The organism is Frigoribacterium sp. MCBA15_019 (assembly GCF_001864945.1).
Lineage (GTDB): Bacteria > Actinomycetota > Actinomycetes > Actinomycetales > Microbacteriaceae > Frigoribacterium.
Genome location: NZ_MJGS01000022.1, coordinates 15,990 through 35,062, shown reverse-complemented (window position 1 = coordinate 35,062; position 19,073 = coordinate 15,990). Strand labels below are relative to the sequence as shown.

Here is a 19,073-nt window from a genome sequence, read left to right as displayed (position 1 = left end):
GGTGCGTCAGGGGTTGCTGGCATCGGCCAACCTCTCGACGATCGCCCGGGCGTCCGCGAGGGAGCCGGCGTTGATGGTGTCTTCCACGGTGGTCTGCGTGTAGTTCGGCAGGTCGTCGACCTGGACGTCGGTGGTCTCGTAGACGCTCGAGAGGCCGATCGGCCCGAGGCTCTGCTGGACGCCCTTGTAGATGACGACCGTGCCCCGCTCTTCGCCCACGTAGTAGTGGTCCTGCGTCCACTGGTAGGTCAGCACGAGCCCGGCGACGAGCGCGGCGATCGCCACGACGAGGGCGGTCAGCCAGGTGATGCGGCGACGGCGACGGCGTCGCTTGTCTTCGGCGATGAGCTCGGCGAGGTACTCGTCGCTCTCGGGCTCGAAGTGGCTGTCCTCGGGCGTCGTGGCGACCTTCAGCGGGTGCAGCAGGATCGTCGGCAGGCGCAGCTGCTTGCGGCCGGCGTCGCTGTCGAAGCTGAGGGGCGCGGCGGCCGACCCGACCGTGACGGGCTCGTCGAGGGCCGAATCGCCCGATTCGTCGACGTCGACGATGACGACGGTCACGTTGTCGGGGGCGCCGTGGTCGAGCGTCTCTTTCACCAGGCGCCGGGCGGTCTGCTCGGCGTCGAGGCCCATGGCGAGCGCCTTCTTGATGCGCTCCTCGGCGAGGTAGCTGCTGAGGCCGTCCGAGCAGATCAGCCAGCGGTCGCCGGGCTGGGTGCCGAGGGTGGCCGTGTCGATCTCGGGGGCCGCGTCGACGTCGCCGAGCACGCGCATCAGCACGCTGCGTCGCGGGTGGACCGCCGCCTCTTCGGGCGTGATGCGACCGCTGTCGACCAGGCGCTGCACGAAGGTGTGGTCGGCGGTGATCTGGCTGAGCTCGCCCTCGCGGAACAGGTAGATGCGCGAGTCGCCGATGTGGGCGATCGCCATGCTGTCACCGACGCGCAGCATGGCGCTGACGGTGGTGCCCATGCCGGTGAGCTCCTGGTGCTCGAAGACGGTCTCGGCCAGCAGCTGGTTCGCCGCGATCAGAGACGACTGCAGCGCGAACTCGGCGTCACCCGGCGAGGTGTAGACGCGGTCGGTCTCGCGGATCCGTCGGATCGCGATGGCCGAGGCCACGTCGCCGCCCGCGTGCCCGCCCATGCCGTCGGCCACGACGAACAGCTGCGTGCCGGCGTAGCCGCTGTCTTGGTTGTTGGACCGGATCTTGCCCACGTTGGACAGAGCGGCACTCTTGGCGTGCGTCGTCATGAGGGCCTACCGCCGGAGCTCGAAGCTCGTCTGCCCGATCGTCACGGTCGCGCCCGTGGGCACGGGGGTGGGGACCGACACGCGATCACCGGCGAGGAACGTGCCGTTGGTGGAGTCGAGGTCTTGGACGACCCAGCGGCCGTTCCAGAGCATGAGGCGCGCGTGGTGGGTCGAGGTGTAGTCGTCGCGGATCACGAGGTTGCTCTCTTGCGAACGCCCGATCGTGAGCGGCCCGTCGCCGAGCGGCATCTCGAGGCCCGCCTTGGCGCCCTTGGTGATGACGAGGCGCGTGGCGCGGCCGTCACCCTGCGGGGTCGGCGCCGGCGCGGCGGGCGCGGCGCGCGGAGCGGGCGCAGGAGGCGCGGTGGCGGTCGAGCTCGCCTTGCCGGGTGTGGCGTCGGCGGGCATCTTGCGCGCCCGCTGCCCGAACAGGTCGCTTCTCAGCGCGAAGACGATCACGAAGACGAACAGCCACAGGACGGCCAGGAAGCCGAAGTGGAGCACCAGGAGGGTCAGGGCTGAGGTCATCGTCGGCCACCCGTCGAGTCGGGCCCGTCGAAGGGGTCGGGCGTCGATGACTGGGGGAGCACGCGGAACACGATACGCGTACGACCGATCTGGATCACCGAATCGGGCTGCAGCGGGGCCTTCGTCAGCGGGTTGCCGTTGAGTTTCGACCCGTTCGTCGACCCGAGGTCGCGGACCTGGGCCCGCGAACCGTCCCACAGGATCTCGACGTGCTGGCGGGACGTCCCCGTGTCTTGCACGGTGATGTCGGCGTCGCTGCCGCGGCCGATGATGGTGCGGGCTCCGCTGAGTTCGCGGCGCTTGCCGTCGATCTCGACGAACGGCTTCCACTGCACCTCGCCGCGCAGGTTGCGCGAGTCGACGGTCATGATGCCGACGCTGAGCGAGTCGTCCTCACGCAGGCGGATGCCGAGCGGGCCGGCGAACTGGTACCCCTGGGCGGTGGCGTGGCGCTGCGTCAGCTGGGTGAGCTCGTCGATCAGGGCCGGACCGATGGCCGACATCTTGTCGTAGTCGATCGGAGCCAGGCGGACCTGCAACTCGTTGGGCACGAGGATCCGGTCGCGCGAGACCACGGCAGCCTTGGTGTCGAGCTCGCGGCGCAGCGCGTTCGTGATCTCGAGTGGTTGCACGCCCGAACGGAACGTCTTGGCGAAGGCACCGTTGACGGCACGCTCCAACCCGCGTTCGAAATTGTCGAGCAGTCCCATGGGTCTCCAGGTTCGGGGTCTCTGGTCGCCCGATCTTAGCCCGAACGAGTGAAAGGTACTCACCGCTGCTCTTCCGGGCCTCTGACGCGTGCTAAAGTCTACGAGTTCGCGCGAGTGGCGGAATTGGCAGACGCGCTGGCTTCAGGTGCCAGTGCTCGAAAGGGCGTGGGGGTTCAAGTCCCCCCTCGCGCACGAACGTGAAGGCTCACCTCCGGGTGGGCCTTTTCACTTTCTCGGGCCCGCTTCGAGCCCGCTTCGGGGCCTGCTCACCGGCCCGTAGGTGCTTGGCTGGTGCGATGAGCCAGCAGAGCGGGGTCGTGTTCGAGTTCGACGAGGTGCTCTTCGACGAGTTCCCGAAGGCCCCGTGGGTGCCCCGCAACCAGCGCATCGTCGTCGAGTCCGACCGCCGCGTGGTGGGTCGCCGCGACGGCGTCGTGGTCAGCGTGACCGACCTGCCACCGGTGTACGTGCACGCCGACATCGGGCCGAGGGTCAGCAGCATGCAGAGCTTCGTCACCGTCGGCGACCACGTCTCGTGGATCGTGCGGACCGTCGAGGGCACGCGGTTCACCTCGTCCGCCGACGACCTCGACGAGGAGGGGCGGCTCGAGATCGCGAGGGACGCCACCCTCCACGGGTTCCGCGACGACCTCGAGTGCATGGTCATCGCCGACCTGTCGGACATGCGATTCGGACAGGACCGCGAACTGACGCGCTGCCGTCTCGAGATGACCCGCGCCTCCGGGGGTCCGGTCGCCTGGGCGCTCGTCGTCGACGGCACGGGGCACCGCATCGAGTCGGACACGGTCGAGGCGGCGGAGTTCGTCGGCCGGCAGCTCGACGACATCGCGGTCGACGGCGACCCGCTCGCCCTCGAAGCCGTGCTGCCGCTCTGAGGCGTCTCGGCCCGATCAGCCCGTGAGGCCGGTCAGGGAAAGCCTCCGGCCGATCGCGAGGCGATGACGGCGGCGAGCCAGCCAGGGATCGCATCGGCGGGCCGTGGGTACGACTCGAGATCGTCGAGGTACGCCTGGTCGTCGATCCAGGTGTGAGGAGCGCGGTGGTCGAAGTCGAACGAGGTGCCGAGCTTGCCGGCGGCGGTCACCCGGAAGTGGGCGCTGAACCACGTTCCGACGTCGGCTCGGTACATGAGCCGTCGGAGGTCGGAGGCGGCGGCGCCCGCCTCGTCCGTGTCGGGAGTGGACGACTCGTGACCGGCTTCGTCGAAGAAACCCACGGATGCCACCCGGACGCCTCCGACCTCGGAGAAGTCGAACTCCGCCCGGACGGAGCCTCGAGGCATCATGCGGTGGACGGCGAGACCCACCCGACGGAGGGCATCACGCTCGGTCGGGACGCCGCCGCCGCCGCCGTCGTCGTCGTGTTCGCTCATCGCTTGGCCCCGCCGCCACCGTCGGCTCGGCGGGCCAGGTCGTGGCGGGTCGGGGCGCCGGCGAGGATGGCGGCCAACCAGTCGGGGGTGTTCTCGGGGGTGCGGGGGAACTCATCGAAGTCGGCCCTGTAGGCATCCGCGGAGAAGTGGCCCAACGCGGGCTCGTGGTCGTAGTCGTACGACGCACTCATCTTGCCGGCCGCCGTGACCGTGAACACCGCGGTGAACCAGGTCCCCGCATCTCGACGGTGCATGGCGTCGCGGAGGACTTCGGCCGCCTCGAACGCATCGACAGGCCCGATGATCGATTCGAGCGAACCGTCGAGTCGATGGACACGGGTCCGGCCGGCGAGGACGCCGCCAGCCACGCTTACCTGCATCTCGACACGATCGTGTTCCGAGTTCAGAGTCGGATACAGCAGACGACCGATGGCGCGCAGTTGGACGCGTTCGGCTTCGAGTCCTGTCGGCTGCCCGTCGGGAGAAACGGAGCGGCTCTCGTCAGCGCTGGTCATCGTGTCGTCATCACGGGACGAGGGGACCGTCGTCACGGTCGACGCGGTCATGTCGGGTGGGCGCCCCCGCGAGGATCGCGGCGAGCCACTCGGGAGTGTTCTCGGCCGTCCGGGGAAAATCCTCGAAGTCGGCACGATGTTCCTGGGCGCCGAAGTGGCCTAGTTCGGGTTCGTTGTCGTAGTCGTACCGTGCGCTGAGTTTTCCGGCAGTCGTGACGGTGAAGACGGCGGTGAACCATGTTCCCGCCCCTGGCTTGTACATCAGGCGCCTCAGTCGACGAGCCGCCTCGAACGTGCGTCGCGCGGGAGCAGCCGACTCCTGGGAGCCGTCGGCTGCGAAGAGCGAAGTCTCGCCGGCCATCACGCCCCGAGCCATGCTGGTCGTCATGACGATCCGGTCGAGGCCGGACGGGAGCAGCCCGTACAGCTGTCCGCCGATCTCTTGCAGGATCGCGCGCTCGGCCTCGACGCCCGTCGTCAGCTGGTCATCTACCGAAGCAGAGCGGCTCTCGTCAGCGCTGGTCATCGTGTCCGAGGCGAACGAGGTCGTGGTGGGTCGGGGCGCCGGCGAGGACGGCGGCCAGCCAATCCGGGGTGTTCTCCGGGGTGCGGGGGAACTCGTCGAAGTCGGTTCGATAGGCCTCGGCGGCGAAGTGGCCCAACTCGGGCTCGTGGTCGTAGTCGAATCGCGTGCGGAGTTTTCCTTCGGCCGTGACCGTGAACCAGGCGGTGAACCATGTCCCTGCCCCCGGCCTGTACATGGCCTCTCTGAGTTCACGGGCACGGAGGGTGGAGTCCCTCTTGCCCATGACGGAGTCGCACGTTCCGTCCGGGCGGTAGAGGCGCTTCTTTCCGGAGGAGACACCACCGACGATGCTGATCTCGGCCTCGATGCGATCGAAGCCTGCGGCGATCTCGCCATGGAGGGCCAGACCGACCTCCCTCAGGGCGGAGCGCTCCTGCTCGAGCCCGGGCGGGTTCTCTTGCTGTGTCATGACTCGGGTGCTCCCTCCGACTCATGCTTCGACTCATGTGTGCCACCCCTGCCGACGAGGTCGTGGCGGGTCGGGGCACCGGCGAGGATGGCGGCCAGCCAGTCGGGGGTGTTCTCGGGGGTGCGGGGGAACTCGTCGAAGTCGGCGCGATACGCCTCGGCGGCGAAAGACCCGAGCTCGGGCTCGTGGTCGTAGTCGTACCTCGCACTGAGCTTCCCCCCGGCGGTGACGGTGAACACGCCCGTGAACCAGGTCCCGGCTTCGGGTTCGTTCATGACCCTCCGGAGATCGCGGGCCGCCCGGAAGACGCCACGACCGGATGAGAGAGAGGTCGAGCTGCCGTCGGCAGCATGCAACTCGATCGTGCCGGCTGTCACTCCGCCGACCACGCTGATCCGGGCGATCACTCGATCGTGGTCGCGCGGGATGACGGCATGTAGTGCTTTGCCGAGGATTCGAAGTGCGTCCCTCATGACGGGGGGCCGGCCAGCCAAGCCTGTGCTTTTTGCAGCCTCGGGGTTCCGTCACGCACTGTCGGGGCCGGGTCGCGTGGAGAAGGCACCGAGACGGCCGTCCGCACCCACGACAGGGGACCAGCAACTGAGGATATGAGGAGGAGATGTTCCCTCATGCCTACGAGCTGGAGAGAATCGGCTGTCGGCCGTCCCCCCAGGGCGAGGATGGGCGTGAAGCCGAAGCATTCCTCCGGGCCGGGAACGCCGAGACGAGCTCGAGCCTCCGGCCACGGAGCCCAGTCGAAATAGTCGGGGTCGTTCAGGAAGGACTCGTACGCGGCGATGACTTTCAAGGTCGCCATCGATTTCGTGAGGATGCGAGACGTGCCCTTGCGGAATTCGAGGAGGTGCAGTCGCCCGTCCAGCCAGACGAAGAGGTCACCGAGCGCCGAAGAGAACAACGGAACGCCTTGCGTGAACCTGGGAGCGACCTCTGCGAGCACATCCAGCCATCGGGCCGGGTCGACGATCCGCAAGTAACCGTCTGCGGTGTCACCCAGGCCGTGGTCCCGCCAGAGCGCCGTCATCTCAGGAGGTACTCGTTCGGCGAACGTCTCGTGACTCGACGGCGGCATCTGCGGTCCTGAGACGAAGACGGCTTCTTTGGCCATGGTGTCATCCTCCTGTGGTCGAGGTGAGTCGGACGTCGAGTCGTGTGCGGTACCACTCCGACTCCGGGATCGAGCCAGCCACGGAGTGGAGGTAGTCATCCAACGCCGCCACCCATGTCCGCCATCGACTGCCCAGCGACTCGTTCACGCCTGCGTGCCCGAGTCCTGTCACGTCGTCGGGCCGTCCGCCGGAGATCATACGGGGGAGTGCAGCGCGTTCTGGCCCTTGAGCCACGTGCCGACATCGAGACGAGCCTGTTCCGGGTCGACCCCGTCCAAGATGAGCTCGGTCAGACGATCTGACGCTGCGTCCTCAGGCGCCGCCTGTTGCGCAGGAGAATGCGGGCGAGACGTCGACCCGTAGGCAGCGCGGTTGTCGAGGTATTCGCCGACGGTCAGGTCGTCGGTGCCCCGGCTGGTCGACCACTCGGGCGGGGACCTCGGGTCCCGGCTGACCGGGGGCGACGACGCGCCACGGGTCGACCACGAGCTGACCCTGCACGACCTCGGCGCCCACGCCGACGGCGCCCTCATCGACCTGCTCGACGACGCGAGCGTGTTCGGGGTCGTCGTCCCCCGCGACCCCGCCCTGGCGGCGGGCGGTCGCGTGCCGCTCAACCGACTGACCCGGGAGTCCCGACGGGCCCAGGGCGAGCTGGTGTCCTACCTGCGCGAACGCCTGGCGAGTCACCGCGACGCACGCTGAGGCACCGAGCCGCGCCTCCGGCGGGGACGCGGGCCGCGCCTCCTCGTCCGAGGGGTGTCAGCGCAGGGGGTCGATGAGGTGCGGGCCGTTGTTGCGGACGTTGTTCGCGTCGCGGCTCACCTCGTGCTGCACGAGGTCGTGGGCGACCTCGAACGAGTCCCGGTCGAGCAGTGCCAGCAGCTCGTCGGCGTCGAGTCCGTCGCCCAGCCAGTCGTCGTACGAGTCGGGCGTCAGGCAGGCCGGCATCCGGTCGTGCACCTCGCCCGGCGCCACGTGGGCGTCCCGCGTGATGATCGTCGTCGAGAGCACCCAGCGGTCGGGATCGTCCTCGGCCCTGGTGGGGTCGGGCCACGCGGTGACGAGGCCGGCCATGGCGAGGCCGGCGTCCGGCTGGTGCACGTAGTGCGGCTGCTTGCCGGTCTCGGTCACGACCCACTCGTAGTACCCCTGCGCGGGCACGATGCACCGGCTGGTGGCGAACGCCCGGCGGAACATGCCGCTCGTCGCCACGGTCTCGATGCGCGCGTTGATCGGCTGCGGCCGCTTCTTCAGGTCGGGGTACCACAACGGCACGAAGCCCCAGCGGGCACCGGGCAGCTGTCGCTCGCCGTGTCGCTCGCGGACGACCGGCACGACCGTCGTCGGCGCGACGTTGAAGTCGTCGGGCAGGGGCCCCAGGCCGTCGAGCAGGCTCGGCAGCAGATCGGACGTGGCCCGGGCAACGACGTAGCGACCGCACATGCCGACAGTCTGCTCTTCCGCGGAGGGGCGTGACGGTGGTTCACTGTCGCCGTGGCGCCGCACGGGTCGGCGACGCGGTGAGAGGGTGGTGACCATGTCCGACGAGCAGAACCCCGCCCGCGGCTTCGTCGTCGTGGGCGTCGTGCCGAACTCGGGCGAGTCCGTGGTGGCGACCGCGGCCGACCTGGCGGCGCGCTTCGGCACCGGCCTGCTGTGCGTCTCGGTCGAGCCCGACCGGCTCGCCTTCGCCGAGGGCATCGACGGCACCGTCCTGTCGTACCCCCTCGACCCCGACGACTACACCGAGACGCTCTCCTTCGACGCCGACCTGGAGGCGCGGCTGCGGCCGATCGCCTCGGCTCGCGGCGTCGAGCTGCGCACCTCGGTCGTCGCCGGCGACCCCGCCCAGTGCCTGTCGCACCTGGCCGAACAGCTCGACGCCCCCCTGATCGTCGTCGGCAGTCGCGAGGCCGGCCTGCGGGGCAGCGTCCGCGAGTTCTTCGCCGGTTCGGTCGCCCTGCACCTCAGCCACCGTCAGCACCGCCCGGTCGTCGTCGTTCCGCTGGCCCCCGTCCCCCGCAGCCAGACGCTGCCGTGGGAGGACGAGCTGTGACGCGAGGCCGCCGGTGACGGGGGCTGCGCGCCCTCGTGCCCCGCACCTCCGTCCGTCCCTGATCGCCCTCGTCGCGCTGGGCGGCGCCCTCGGGACCGCCGCGCGGGTCGGTGTGACGCTCGTGGTGCCGTCGTGGGGTGCCTTCGACACGGCGATCTTCGCGATCAACGTGGTCGGGGCGTTCGTGCTCGGCGTCCTGCTCGAGCGGCTGGTGCGCTCCGGGCCCGACGAGGGCGGGCGGCGCCGGGCCCGACTCTTCGTGGGGACGGGCGTCCTCGGTGGTTTCACGACCTACAGCTCGCTCGCGACCGAGACCGCGCAGCTCGCCGGCGCGGGCGGAGGCGACCTCGCCGTCGCCGCGCTCTACGGACTGCTGAGCCTGGTGGTCGGGGTGCTCGCCGCGGCGGCCGGCATCCGGGTCGGCGCACGTCTCGCCGGACGTGCCTCGTGAGCCCGCTGCTCGTCGTCGCCGTCGCGGCGGCCGGTGGGATCGGTGCCGCCGCGCGCTTCGTCGTCGACGGCCTGGTCAAGGACCGCCTGGGTGCGGCCTACCCGTGGGGCACGACCGTCATCAACGTGTCGGGCTCGTTCGCGCTGGGGCTGCTGACCGGCCTCGCCCTGCAGGCGGTCGTCGCGCCCGAGTGGAAGGCCGTCCTGGGCACCGGTTTGCTCGGCGGGTACACGACGTTCAGCACCGCCAGCGTCGAGACGGTGCGACTGCTGGCCTCCGGGCGACGCGGGGCCGCGGTCGCGAACGGCCTGGGCATGCTCGTCGCGTGCGTCGGCGTCGCGTCCCTCGGCCTGTGGCTCGGCTCGCTGGCCTGACCGCCGGTCAGGCGTGCGTCTCGCGCTCGTGCCCCGCGTGGTCGGCCGGCTCGAGCTGGAACGTCGCGTGCTCGACCGAGAAGTGGGCGGCGAGGCACCGGTCGAGGGCGTCCAGGGTCTCGTCGACTTTCATGTCGCAGAACACCTCGCGTTCGACGACGACGTGCGCCGAGAAGACGGTCGCCCCGCTGGTGATCTGCCAGGCGTGCACGTCGTGCGCCGAGACGACGCCGGGGGTGTCGCCGATGTGCGTGCGGACCGATTCGAGGTCGATGTCGCCCGGTGCCGACCCGAACAGCACCCGGATCGCCTCGCGCAGCAGCGACCAGGCCCGCGGCACGATCATCGCCGCGATGATCAGCGACCCGACCGAGTCGGCCTGCGTGAAGCCCGTAGTCAGCACGACGACGGCGGCCACGACGACGGCCGCCGAGCCGAGCAGGTCGCCGAGCACCTCGAGGTAGGCCCCGCGCATGTTGATGGAGTGCGTCGCCCCGCCCCGCAGGACGAGCAGGGCCGCGACGTTCGTCGCCCCGCCGACCAGGCCGACGACCAGCATCGGCAGGCCGAGCACCTCGTGCTCGCCGACCGCCACGAGGCGGGACACGGCGGCGACGGCGACCGAGAGCGACACGGCGAGCAGCACGAGGCCATTGACGAAGGCGGCGAACACCTCGGCCCGCCGGTAGCCGTAGGTCTGTCGGCCGCTCGCGGGGCGGGCGGCGACGATCGTGGCCACGAGCGCGACGACCAGCCCGGCCAGGTCGGAGAGCATGTGCCCCGAGTCGGCGAGCAGCGCGAGCGAGCCCGAGAGCCAGGCGCCCACCAGCTGGGCGAGGAGGCCCAGGGCGATGATCACGATCGCGAGGCGCAGCCGTCGTCCGTCGGCGGCGACGTGTCCGTGTCCGTGGTCGTGGCCCATGGGCGCCTCTCGTCGGGGTGGAGGTCGGGGGTGGCGGATCGGGGTGGGGTCGGCCCGTCGGGTCGGCCCGTGGGTGTATCGGGCCGGCGTCGAATCTACCGGCGCCCGTCGGCGACGGCCACCGATCCCGGCAGTCGATAACGAGTCTCGATCCCCGCAACAACGCCGATCGGGGCGCGCCGGGCGGACGAGGAGGCGCGGGTCGGCCCCGCCTGGGAGCCGCCCCCACCGCGCATGGTTCAGTGAGGCATGACCGACTCGACCGAGACCTCGTCCGCCTCCCTCGGGGAACCCGCCCGCGCCTCCTCGTCGCTCGTCGCCGTCACGGGCGCGACGGGTGCCGTCGGGGGCATCGTGGCTCTCCACCTGTCGGAGCGGGGCGTGCCGTTGCGGCTCGTCGTGCGCGACGCCGCCCGCGCGCCCCGGCTCGACGGCGCCGAGGCCGAGGTCGCCGTCGCGACCTACGGTGACCGGGCGGCCTCCGTCGAGGCGCTGCGCGGGGTCGAGACCCTGTTCATGGTGTCGGCGGCCGAGGCTCCCGACCGCGTCGACCAGCACCGCACGTTCGTCGACGCCGCCGTCGAGGCGGGAGTGCGGCACGTGGTCTACACGTCGTTCGCCGGGGCGTCGGCCGACTCGGTGTTCACGCTCGGGCGGGACCACTTCGCGACCGAGCAGTACATCCGCGAGTCGGGGCTGGCCTTCACGTTCTTGCGCGACAACTTCTACCTGGACTTCATCCCGCTGTTCGCGGACGAGCAGGGCGTCATCCGGGGCCCGGCCGGCAACGGGCGCGTGGCCGCGGTGGCCCGGGCCGACGTCGCGGCGGTGGCGGCCGTCGTGCTGCTCGACCACGAGTCGCACGCCGGGGCGACCTACGATCTCACCGGGTCGGAGGCGTTCACCCTGACGGAGGCGGCCGCACGTCTCACCGCCCTCGGCGGGCGGTCGTTCACGTTCGTGGACGAGACGGTCGACGAGGCCTACGAGTCCCGTCGTGTCTTCGAGCCCGAGCCCTTCCAGGCGGACGCCTGGGTCAGCACCTACACGTCGATGGCCTCGGGCGAGGTGGCGCAGGTCACGTCGTCCGTGCGCGACCTGACCGGACGCGATCCGCTGACGCTCGAGGTGCTCTTCGCCGGAGGCGTGCGGGACTGACCCGGCCCGACGGGCCGCCGCGACAGGCCCCCGGGCCGTCCACCCGGTCGGCTCAGGGCACGCGCCGCGACGACAGCACGCCGCTGACGCCGAGCACGACGACCGCCGCGGCGACGCCGATCATCGGGATCTGCCAGTTGCCGCTGACGTCGTGCAGCCCGCCGATCGCCAGTGGCCCGAGCGCGGCGATGGCGTAGCCGCCACCCTGCACGAGGGCGGACAGTCGCCGTGCCTCGACGTCGGTCGACGCCATGCGCACGATGACGATGAAGATGATCGTGATGCCGCCGCCCTGCGCGGCCCCGCCGAAGATCGACCAGAGCAGCCAGTGCTCGGGGGCGAAGAGCAGGCCCAGCGGCATGGCCGACCAGAACACGGCGATCAGACCGATGACGACCGCGGGTCGCACCCGCAGGGCGAGGAACGGCACGCCCAGCGCACCCACCACGGCGAGGATCTGGAAGACCGACGAACTCGCACCGGCCGCCTCGCGGGTCAGCCCGACCTCGTCGCGCAGCAGCGTCGGCATCCAGGCCGTGAGCCCGTAGTAGCCGAACGCCTGGCCCGAGAAGGCCAGCGTCAGACCCCAGGTGGTCCATCGACGCAGCAGCGGGGTGGCACTGCGTCGGCGTTCGCGCGCATCGGCCTCGGCCTCGCCGGGCTCGACGACGTCGATGCCGCCGGTGAAGACGTCGGTCGCCGAGGAGGCGCGGTGTCGGTCGTCGACGTCGGCCTGCGACCCCGGCACCACGGCCACGCTGCCGCCCCGCACCGCCACGCGGGGGCCCACGGCGATCGACCAGACGACGGCGGCCAGGACGGCGAGCAGCCCCCAGGTGACGAGGGCGAGGGGCCAGCCGACGACCGAGGCGATCGGGGCCGTGGCCAACGAGGTGATCATCGACCCGACGTTGAGGGCCGAGGTGTATATGCCGGTGACGAAGCCCGCTCGCTCGGGGCTGAAGTCACGGCGGATGACGACGGGCAGCACGACGTTGCCGATCGTGATCGCGACGCCGATCACGATCGTACCGGCGTAGAGCCAGACCGTGCCGCCTGCCGTGCGCAGCAGGGTGCCGAGAAGGACGCCCGCGAGCCCGAGGGTGACGGCGCGCTCGGCGCCGATCCGGCCGATCAGGGCCGAGGCGAACGGGCTCGCCACCGCGAAGCAGAGCACGGGGATGCTGGTGAGCAGCCCGGCGACGACCGCCGTGAGGCCGAGGTCGGCGCTCATCTGGTCGAGCACGGGGGCCGGGGCCACGATCGGCCCACGCATGTTGAGGGCGATCAGCACGATCGCGAGGGTGAGCAGCCAGGCGGCGGGCGACCGCACGGCGGCCGCGGCGCGGGTCATGCGGCGCCGCGCAGCAGGGAGACGCCCAGCAGGTCGGCCACCTCGTCGACGTCCGCCGCGACGGCGACCGCGCCGACGTGCTCGTCGGGCTCGCCGTAGCCCCAGCCGACCAGGATCGTGGGCACGCCGTGCACGGCCGCGCCCTCGACGTCGTGGCGGCGGTCGCCGAGCAGGACGGGCCGCGAGAGGTCGGCGCCGCGCGCCCGCAGGCGCTTGAGGGCCTCTTCGACGACGTCGGCCTTGGTGTTGCGCACCTCGTCGTCGGAGGCGCCGGTGATGACGTCGAGGTAGCGGTCGAGTCCGTGCGCCCGCAGGATCGCCGTGGCCGGGGTCTCGGGCTTCGAGGTCGCGGTCGAGGTGGGGATGCCGGCTGCGTGCACGGCCGCCATGAGGTCGGGCACGCCCGGGAAGACCTCGCCCTCGAGGGCGCCGTGGGCGAGGTAGTGCGCGCGGTAGAGCCGCATGGCGTCGACGAGGCGCTCGCCGTCGAGGCCGAGGCGCACCTCGAAGCTCTGCGGCAGGGGTGGGCCGACCCAGGCCATCAGGTCGGCGGCGGAGGGCACCGGCAGGCCGAGTTCGCCGATCGTGTGGGCGAGGCTGGCGGTGATCGCGGGCGCCGAGTCGGCGATGGTGCCGTCGAGGTCGTAGAGGACGGCCGTGTAGGGGAGAGTCATCGCCCCCAGCTTACGGATCGGGGTCAGCGCGGGGCCGACCGGAGAGGCCAGGTCGCCACGGCCGGCACGGCACCCCTGGCCGACGGCGGCGTCACGGTCTCGAACGACCACATCGGGTCGTCGAGGCCTCGGGAGAGGGACTCGAAGAGAGGCGTCGCCTCGCGTTCGGCGGTGAGGGTGTCGAAGATCGGTGAGGTCACGGGTTGCTCCTGCGGTCGATGGGGTCGTCGCAGAAATATAACCCTGAGATGTGAGTATCACAAGGTCTCAAGGAGACTCGGTCAGAAGAGGCGGGAGTGCGAGTCGTCCAGGCCGCGCATCGCGTCGTAGTCGAGCAGCAGCGTGCGGATGCCTCGGTCGTGGGCCAGTGTGCGGGCCTGCGGCTTGATCTCTTGTGCCGCGAACACCCCGGTCACGGGGGCGAGGTGCGGGTCGCGGTTCATCAGTTCGAGGTACCTCGTGAGCTGTTCGACACCGTCGATGTCGCCCCGACGCTTGAGTTCGACGGCCACGGCGGCCCCCTTCGCGTCGCGGGCCAGGATGTCGACCGGCCCGATGGCGGTCATGTACTCGCGGCGGACGAGCGTGTGGCCCTCGCCGAGCAGGTCGATCTGTTCGGCCAGCAGCTTCTGCAGGTCGGCCTCGACGCCGTCCTTGGTCAGGCCAGGGTCGACGCCCATCTCGTGGGACGAGTCGTGCAGGACTTCGTGGATCGAGACCACCAGGATGTCGGCCGTCTTCGCCTGCGTGACCTTCCACAGCTCGACGACGCCGGCCTCGCGTTGGTCGTCGTCGGGTTCGACCGTGCGGATGGTGCAGGGCGGGCTCATCCAGTTCAGCGGCTTGTAGCTGCCGCCGTCGGAGTGGACGAGCAGGCTGCCGTCGCTCTTGACCATCAGGAGGCGCGTGGCCAGGGGCAGGTGGGCGGACAGTCGACCGGCGTAGTCGACCGAACAGCGAGCAATGACGAGACGCACCCGACGATCCTACGGGCGGCGAGATCGGTCCTCGGCCGCCCCTGTTGACAGGTATGCATATGTGAAATACATTCATGACAGATGGTCGGCAGGACGACCACCCAGACGCCTCCAGGAGGAACGATGCCCAACCCGACGCCCGTCACGACCCGGCCGCTGCGGCCGACTACCCACGACACGACCGAGCTGCTGCTCGTCGACCTGGCCACGGCGCGCTACGCACCGGGCGACTCCCTCGACGTGGACACCATCGTTCGGGAGCACCGGGTCACCTCCGGCGAGGCGCACCTCGCCCTCTTCGAGCTGAGGCGCATGAAGGTCGTGGTGCGCGCTCCGTTCAGCGGGGCCCACGTCGTCGTCTGGCACCGTCGGTTCAACGAGGTGCTGCTGCGCGACCTCGTCCGCATGATCTCCGTGGCGTCGACGAAGGCGACCTCGCTCGAGGACGTCCCCGAGCCCGGCGTGCGCCGACCGGCCTGCACGGCCCACGGGCTGGCCCTGCCCGCGGACGTCGCACACTTCCTCGACCTCGCCCGGGCGATCGTGCAGGTGCTCTCGCCGGCCGCCCGTCAGCACGTGCTGGACGACCTGCTGCTGCCGCTCGAGATCCTCTGCAGCGCGAGGGCCGTCGCGGTGCACGACATGCGTCCCGCCCTGGGCGAGACCGTCCGTGCCACGATCGTCGACCTCATGGAGGCCGCCGCGCACTACGGCGAATGGGCACAGCTGCCTGGCCTCGCGTCCGACTACGTCACCGCCCTGGGCGTCGACGAACCGCCCGTGCGGCCCGTCGACTGACACCGCACCGGTCGTCACCGGTCGTCCGGAGGCCGTCCGGCCCCGTCGGCTAGGCTGCGGCAGCATGAGCCGGGCAGAGGGCGACGTCGCCGCCAAGCCGACCCTCGCGTCGGTGGCGCGGGCCGCCGGGGTCAGCGCGAGCACCGCCTCCTTGGCCTTCAGCGGCACCGGCCCCGTGTCGGACGAGACCCGCGCGCGGGTGCTCGCCGTCGCCGACGAACTCGGCTACGCCGGGCCGGATCCGCGGGCGAGGTCGTTGCGCCGCGGGCGTTCCGGCATCGTCGGTGCCGTCCTCGAGTCCACCCTCAGCACGGCCTTCCGCGACCCGATCAACGTGGCGATGCTCGACGGCATCGCCGACGTGACGGGGCCGGCCGACAACTCGCTGCTGCTGCTCACCGAGAGCGAGGGCGAGCGTTCCCGCCTGCTCGACGCCCCGGTCGACGCGGTCGTGTTGTTCGGCTGCAGCACCCGCCTCGACGAGTCCGTGTCGATCATGCGGCGGCGCGGCATCCCCGTCGTCTCGATCGAGGCCCCGCCGACCGAGGGCGTGCTCGACATCGCCGAGGACAACGTCGGCTCGTCCCGGCTGCTGGCGCGGCACCTGCACGACCTGGGCCACCGTCGGGTCGCCGTCGTCGCCCTCGAACTCGGCCCCGGGCGCTCGACCGGTGGGCAGGACGACGAGCTGACCGACGAGCGGGTGGCCCGCGGGACCTCGTGGCCGACACTCGAGCGGCTGCGCGGCACCCGCGAGGTCTTCCCCGGCGTGGGCGGCCTGGCCACGCGCGGCAGCTGGACGAGCGAGGGGCACCGCGCCGGCCTCCGGCTGCTCGACGTGCCCAAGGCCGAGCGGCCGACGGCCGTCATCGCGCAGAGCGACCTGCTCGCGTCGGGCGTCATCGCGGCGGCGGACGACCTGGGCCTCTCGGTGCCGGGCGACCTGAGCGTCGTCGGCTACGACGGGGTGCGGCTCGACGACCCGCGAGCCGCCGACCTCACGACGGTCGTCCAGCCCGCGGTCGAGAAGGGCCGCGCGGCCGGTCGCGCGGTGCTCGCGCTGCTCGCCGGTGAGCCGGTCGAGGGCACGACCTTCACGAGCGTGTTCCGACCCGGCTCGACGACGGGTCCGCCCGCGCGCTGACGCCGCGCCGAGGGCCGGCGCGGGGCGGCGCGACGCTCAGCGCGCGCCGACCACCATCCACCGGTCGGTGCGGGCCCGGAGGCCGAGCGTGACCGCCCGGGCGCCGACGTAGCCGAGGCCGAACGCGAGCCAGAGCGCGACCGCACCCGACGTCGTGGTGCCGGCCCGCGCCTCCACCGGGAGCAGGACCGCGAGGTAGGCGAGCACGCTGACGACCGACGCGATCGCGAGGTAGCGGGCGTCGCCCGCGCCGAGCAGCACCCCGTCGAGCACGAAGACGAAGCCCGCGAGCGGGATGCCGACCGCCATCGCGACGACCACCGACGGCAGCAGCGCCTGCACGCCCGGGTCGGGGCTGAAGACGGGCGCGAGGACCGGCGCGAGCAGGGCCAGCACGGCGCCCAGCACCACGCCGCCGCCCACGCCGAGGAGCATCAGCCGTCGCGTGATCGCCCGCACCCGCTCGCGGTCGCCCTGCCCGAGGGCGTGACCGACCATCGCCTGCCCGGCGATCGCGAGGGCGTCGAGGGCGAAGGCCAGCGTGCTGAAGAGGGTGAGCGCGATCTGGATGGTCGCGAGGCCCGTCACCCCGGCGGAGACGGCGGCCGCGACGGTCGCGAGGAGCGCGGCCCGCAGACCCGCGTTCCGCACGAGCAGCCAGCCGCCCGCCTGCGCGGTGCGACCGACCCCGGCGAGCCCCGGGCGGAGGTCGGCGCCGACGTCCCGGGCCGCCCGCACCGCGATCACCACGTAGACGGCGGCCATGCCCCACTGCGCGACGACCGTGCCGGCAGCGGAGCCGGCGATGCCCCAGCCGAAGCCGTAGAGGAACAGCGCGTTGAGGCCGGCGTTCGCGGCGAAGCCGACGGTGGCGACGACGAGGGGCGTCCGGGTGTCCTGCAGGCCGCGCAGCAGGCCCGTCGCGGCGATCACGAGCAGCATGCCGGGCAGGCCGAGCAGCGAGACGGAGAGGTACGTCGTGGCGGCCGCGGCGACCTCGTCGGCCACGCCGAAGAGGCCCACGAGCGGTTCGGCGACCATCGCGCCGACCCCCGCGACGACGATGCCGACGAGCAGCGCGAACCACATGCCGTCGACCCCGGCCCGGATCGCGCCCCGCTGGTCACCGGCCCCCAGTCGCCGTGCGACCGTCGGGGTGGTCGCGTAGGCGAGGAAGATCAGCAGCCCGAGGGCCGTCTGCAGGATGACGCTCGCCACGCCGAGCCCCGCGAGCGGCACCGAGCCGAGGTGGCCGACGAGCGCGGTGTCGGTGAGCAGGAAGAGCGGCTCGGCCACGAGCGCCCCCAGCGCCGGCACGGCCAGGCGGAGGATCTCGCGGTCGAGGGGCGAGCGGAGGCGCACGCTCAGTCGGTGCCCCGGAGCCGACCCAGCCCGTTCATCACGTGGAACACCACGATGGCCGCGACCGTGCCGAGGATGATGCCGCCGAAGCTCGCGCCTCCGAGGGCCAGGGTGAAGTCGGCGATGCCCATGATCAGTGCGACGCCGGCGGTCAGCTGGTTCTTGGGCCGGCTGAAGTCGACCTTGTTCTCGACCCAGATGCGGATGCCGATGACGCCGATCAGGCCGTAGAGCGCCGTCGTCACGCCGCCGAGCACCCCCGGTGGGATGGTGAAGATGACGGCGCCGATCTTCGGCGAGAGGCCGAGCAGGACCGCGACGACGCCGGCGACCCAGTAGGCCGCGGTGGAGAAGACCCGGGTGGCACTCATCACGCCGATGTTCTCGCCGTAGGTGGTGGTCGCCGATCCACCGCCGAGGCCGGCGATGACGGTGCTGAGGCCGTCGGCGAAGAGGGCGCGGCCGGTCAGCGGGTCGAGGTTGCGCTTCGTGAGCTGGCCGACGCCCTTGACGTGGCCGACGTTCTCGGCGATCAGGGCGAGCACGACGGGCAGGAAGCCGAGGTAGATCGGCAGCTGACCGAGGTCGAAGGCCGGAGCGGTGAAGGTCGGCAGGCCCACCCACGGCGCGGCCGCGACGGCGCTGTAGTCGACGGCGCCCGCGATCACGGCGGCGACGTAGCCGACGACGACGCCGACGAAGATCGACAGGCGGCCGAGCAGGCCCTTGAAGAGGACGGCGCTCAGCACGACCGCGGCGAGCGTGATCAGGGCGATGCCCGGCGAGAGCGCGAAGTTGTCACGGGCGGCCGGGGCCAGGTTGAAGCCGATGAGGGCGACGATCGAGCCGCTGACCACCGGGGGCAGCAGGGCGTCGATCCAGCGGGTGCCCGCGAGGTTCACGACCACGCCGATCACCGCGAGCAGGGCGCCGACGACGATGATGCCGCTGAGCGCGAGGGGGATGCCGCCCACGTCGGTGGCGGCCGCGATCGGGGCGAGGAAAGCGAACGACGAGCCCAGGTAGCTGGGCAGCCGGTTCTTCGTGATGATCAGGAAGAGCAGGGTGCCGATGCCCGAGAAGAACAGCGTCGTGCTCGGCGGGAACCCGGTGATGATCGGCACGAGGAAGGTCGCGCCGAACATCGCGACGACGTGTTGGCCGCCGAGGCCGATGGTGCGCGGCCAGCTGAGCCGCTCCTCCGGGGCCACGATCTCGGTCGGGTCGACTGTCTTGCCGTCGCCGTGCAGTGCCCAGGGGAGTGCCATGCCGAGAACT

25 protein-coding genes and 1 tRNA gene are annotated in these 19,073 nt (G+C 71.5%); 9 read left to right on the top strand and 17 right to left on the bottom strand.

Annotated elements, in window-relative coordinates:
- Positions 1–6: 6 nt before the first annotated feature.
- From BIV04_RS15545 to BIV04_RS15535, 3 genes are read right to left on the bottom strand one after another with little or no spacing between them, the layout of a single operon-like run.
- Positions 7–1,254 (bottom strand): PP2C family serine/threonine-protein phosphatase, encoded by a 1,248-nt coding sequence (locus BIV04_RS15545; protein WP_071257456.1) that lies wholly within the window; start codon positions 1,252–1,254, stop codon positions 7–9.
- Positions 1,255–1,260: 6 nt separating this feature from the next.
- Positions 1,261–1,782, bottom strand: coding sequence for an FHA domain-containing protein (locus tag BIV04_RS15540; RefSeq protein ID WP_071257455.1), 522 nt, complete (start codon positions 1,780–1,782; stop codon positions 1,261–1,263).
- Entirely contained in the window at positions 1,779–2,492 is a 714-nt protein-coding gene (locus BIV04_RS15535) for a DUF3662 and FHA domain-containing protein (protein ID WP_054145701.1), read from the bottom strand. The genes BIV04_RS15540 and BIV04_RS15535 overlap by 4 nt, the downstream gene beginning before the upstream one ends.
- Positions 2,493–2,600: 108 nt before the next feature.
- On the opposite strand from BIV04_RS15535, the gene BIV04_RS15530 reads away from it, so the two are divergent.
- Together BIV04_RS15530 and BIV04_RS15525 are read left to right on the top strand one after the other, a co-directional pair.
- Positions 2,601–2,684, top strand: a tRNA-Leu gene (locus tag BIV04_RS15530).
- A 104-nt stretch (positions 2,685–2,788) separates the two neighbouring features.
- Complete coding sequence (locus tag BIV04_RS15525; RefSeq protein ID WP_071257452.1) at positions 2,789–3,388, top strand: hypothetical protein; 600 nt, start codon at positions 2,789–2,791, stop codon at positions 3,386–3,388.
- A 32-nt stretch (positions 3,389–3,420) separates the two neighbouring features.
- Here BIV04_RS15525 and BIV04_RS15520 read toward each other — a convergent pair whose 3' ends face one another.
- The 6 genes from BIV04_RS15520 to BIV04_RS15495 all read right to left on the bottom strand — a co-directional run bounded on the left by BIV04_RS15520 (position 3,421) and on the right by BIV04_RS15495 (position 6,521).
- Positions 3,421–3,885 carry a hypothetical protein gene (locus tag BIV04_RS15520; RefSeq protein ID WP_071257449.1) on the bottom strand — a complete coding sequence of 155 codons (465 nt, stop codon included), beginning with the start codon at positions 3,883–3,885 and terminating at the stop codon, positions 3,421–3,423.
- Positions 3,882–4,400 (bottom strand): hypothetical protein, encoded by a 519-nt coding sequence (locus BIV04_RS17225; protein ID WP_177174839.1) that lies wholly within the window; start codon positions 4,398–4,400, stop codon positions 3,882–3,884. The genes BIV04_RS15520 and BIV04_RS17225 overlap by 4 nt, the downstream gene beginning before the upstream one ends.
- Before the next feature lie 10 nt (positions 4,401–4,410).
- A complete protein-coding gene (locus tag BIV04_RS15510; RefSeq protein WP_071257443.1) occupies positions 4,411–4,926 on the bottom strand; it encodes a hypothetical protein in 516 nt (171 codons plus the stop codon).
- Positions 4,913–5,395 carry a hypothetical protein gene (locus BIV04_RS15505; protein WP_071257440.1) on the bottom strand — a complete coding sequence of 161 codons (483 nt, stop codon included), beginning with the start codon at positions 5,393–5,395 and terminating at the stop codon, positions 4,913–4,915. The genes BIV04_RS15510 and BIV04_RS15505 overlap by 14 nt, the downstream gene beginning before the upstream one ends.
- Positions 5,392–5,670, bottom strand: a complete 279-nt coding sequence (locus BIV04_RS15500) for a hypothetical protein (RefSeq protein WP_143048741.1) — start codon at positions 5,668–5,670, stop codon at positions 5,392–5,394. Before BIV04_RS15500 ends, BIV04_RS15505 begins: the two co-directional genes overlap by 4 nt.
- Positions 5,671–5,864: 194 nt before the next feature.
- Positions 5,865–6,521, bottom strand: coding sequence for a T6SS immunity protein Tdi1 domain-containing protein (locus tag BIV04_RS15495; RefSeq protein ID WP_177174838.1), 657 nt, complete (start codon positions 6,519–6,521; stop codon positions 5,865–5,867).
- A 373-nt stretch (positions 6,522–6,894) separates the two neighbouring features.
- Between BIV04_RS15495 and BIV04_RS15490 the strand changes: the two genes are divergently transcribed.
- Positions 6,895–7,227, top strand: a complete 333-nt coding sequence (locus tag BIV04_RS15490; protein ID WP_143048740.1) for a hypothetical protein — start codon at positions 6,895–6,897, stop codon at positions 7,225–7,227.
- 57 nt (positions 7,228–7,284) lie between these two features.
- Here the strand turns inward: BIV04_RS15490 and BIV04_RS15485 are convergent, their stop codons facing one another.
- Complete coding sequence (locus tag BIV04_RS15485; protein ID WP_071257429.1) at positions 7,285–7,968, bottom strand: SOS response-associated peptidase; 684 nt, start codon at positions 7,966–7,968, stop codon at positions 7,285–7,287.
- A 94-nt stretch (positions 7,969–8,062) separates the two neighbouring features.
- Between BIV04_RS15485 and BIV04_RS15480 the strand changes: the two genes are divergently transcribed.
- From BIV04_RS15480 to crcB, 3 genes are read left to right on the top strand one after another with little or no spacing between them, the layout of a single operon-like run.
- On the top strand, positions 8,063–8,581 hold the full coding sequence (locus BIV04_RS15480) for a universal stress protein (protein WP_071257591.1): 519 nt from the start codon (positions 8,063–8,065) through the stop codon (positions 8,579–8,581).
- A gap of 13 nt (positions 8,582–8,594) precedes the next feature.
- Positions 8,595–9,032, top strand: coding sequence for a CrcB family protein (locus BIV04_RS15475; RefSeq protein WP_071257426.1), 438 nt, complete (start codon positions 8,595–8,597; stop codon positions 9,030–9,032).
- A complete protein-coding gene (gene crcB, locus BIV04_RS15470) occupies positions 9,029–9,406 on the top strand; it encodes a fluoride efflux transporter CrcB (RefSeq protein WP_071257423.1) in 378 nt (125 codons plus the stop codon). The genes BIV04_RS15475 and crcB overlap by 4 nt, the downstream gene beginning before the upstream one ends.
- Before the next feature lie 7 nt (positions 9,407–9,413).
- On the opposite strand, the gene BIV04_RS15465 is transcribed toward crcB, so the two are convergent.
- Positions 9,414–10,328: a cation diffusion facilitator family transporter gene (locus BIV04_RS15465; protein WP_071257420.1), complete on the bottom strand. Its 915-nt coding sequence runs from the start codon at positions 10,326–10,328 to the stop codon at positions 9,414–9,416.
- Between the two features lie 249 nt (positions 10,329–10,577).
- Between BIV04_RS15465 and BIV04_RS15460 the strand changes: the two genes are divergently transcribed.
- Positions 10,578–11,486: an SDR family oxidoreductase gene (locus BIV04_RS15460; protein ID WP_071257418.1), complete on the top strand. Its 909-nt coding sequence runs from the start codon at positions 10,578–10,580 to the stop codon at positions 11,484–11,486.
- 52 nt (positions 11,487–11,538) lie between these two features.
- Here BIV04_RS15460 and BIV04_RS15455 read toward each other — a convergent pair whose 3' ends face one another.
- The 4 genes from BIV04_RS15455 to nucS form a co-directional block, all read right to left on the bottom strand.
- A complete protein-coding gene (locus tag BIV04_RS15455) occupies positions 11,539–12,840 on the bottom strand; it encodes a CynX/NimT family MFS transporter (protein WP_071257416.1) in 1,302 nt (433 codons plus the stop codon).
- Positions 12,837–13,514: an HAD hydrolase-like protein gene (locus BIV04_RS15450; RefSeq protein ID WP_071257414.1), complete on the bottom strand. Its 678-nt coding sequence runs from the start codon at positions 13,512–13,514 to the stop codon at positions 12,837–12,839. The genes BIV04_RS15455 and BIV04_RS15450 overlap by 4 nt, the downstream gene beginning before the upstream one ends.
- Positions 13,515–13,537: 23 nt before the next feature.
- Positions 13,538–13,714 carry a hypothetical protein gene (locus tag BIV04_RS17220; protein ID WP_177174837.1) on the bottom strand — a complete coding sequence of 59 codons (177 nt, stop codon included), beginning with the start codon at positions 13,712–13,714 and terminating at the stop codon, positions 13,538–13,540.
- Between the two features lie 81 nt (positions 13,715–13,795).
- On the bottom strand, positions 13,796–14,491 hold the full coding sequence (nucS, locus tag BIV04_RS15445) for an endonuclease NucS (RefSeq protein WP_043595239.1): 696 nt from the start codon (positions 14,489–14,491) through the stop codon (positions 13,796–13,798).
- 123 nt (positions 14,492–14,614) lie between these two features.
- Here nucS and BIV04_RS15440 point away from each other — a divergent pair, with 123 nt between their 5' ends.
- Positions 14,615–15,289, top strand: a complete 675-nt coding sequence (locus tag BIV04_RS15440) for a hypothetical protein (RefSeq protein ID WP_071257412.1) — start codon at positions 14,615–14,617, stop codon at positions 15,287–15,289.
- Positions 15,290–15,353: 64 nt separating this feature from the next.
- A complete protein-coding gene (locus BIV04_RS15435) occupies positions 15,354–16,433 on the top strand; it encodes a LacI family DNA-binding transcriptional regulator (protein ID WP_071257410.1) in 1,080 nt (359 codons plus the stop codon).
- A 36-nt stretch (positions 16,434–16,469) separates the two neighbouring features.
- On the opposite strand, the gene BIV04_RS15430 is transcribed toward BIV04_RS15435, so the two are convergent.
- Positions 16,470–17,801 carry an MATE family efflux transporter gene (locus tag BIV04_RS15430; protein WP_071257590.1) on the bottom strand — a complete coding sequence of 444 codons (1,332 nt, stop codon included), beginning with the start codon at positions 17,799–17,801 and terminating at the stop codon, positions 16,470–16,472.
- Positions 17,798–19,063, bottom strand: coding sequence for a uracil-xanthine permease family protein (locus BIV04_RS15425; protein ID WP_071257409.1), 1,266 nt, complete (start codon positions 19,061–19,063; stop codon positions 17,798–17,800). Before BIV04_RS15425 ends, BIV04_RS15430 begins: the two co-directional genes overlap by 4 nt.
- Between the last annotated feature and the right edge of the window lie 10 nt (positions 19,064–19,073).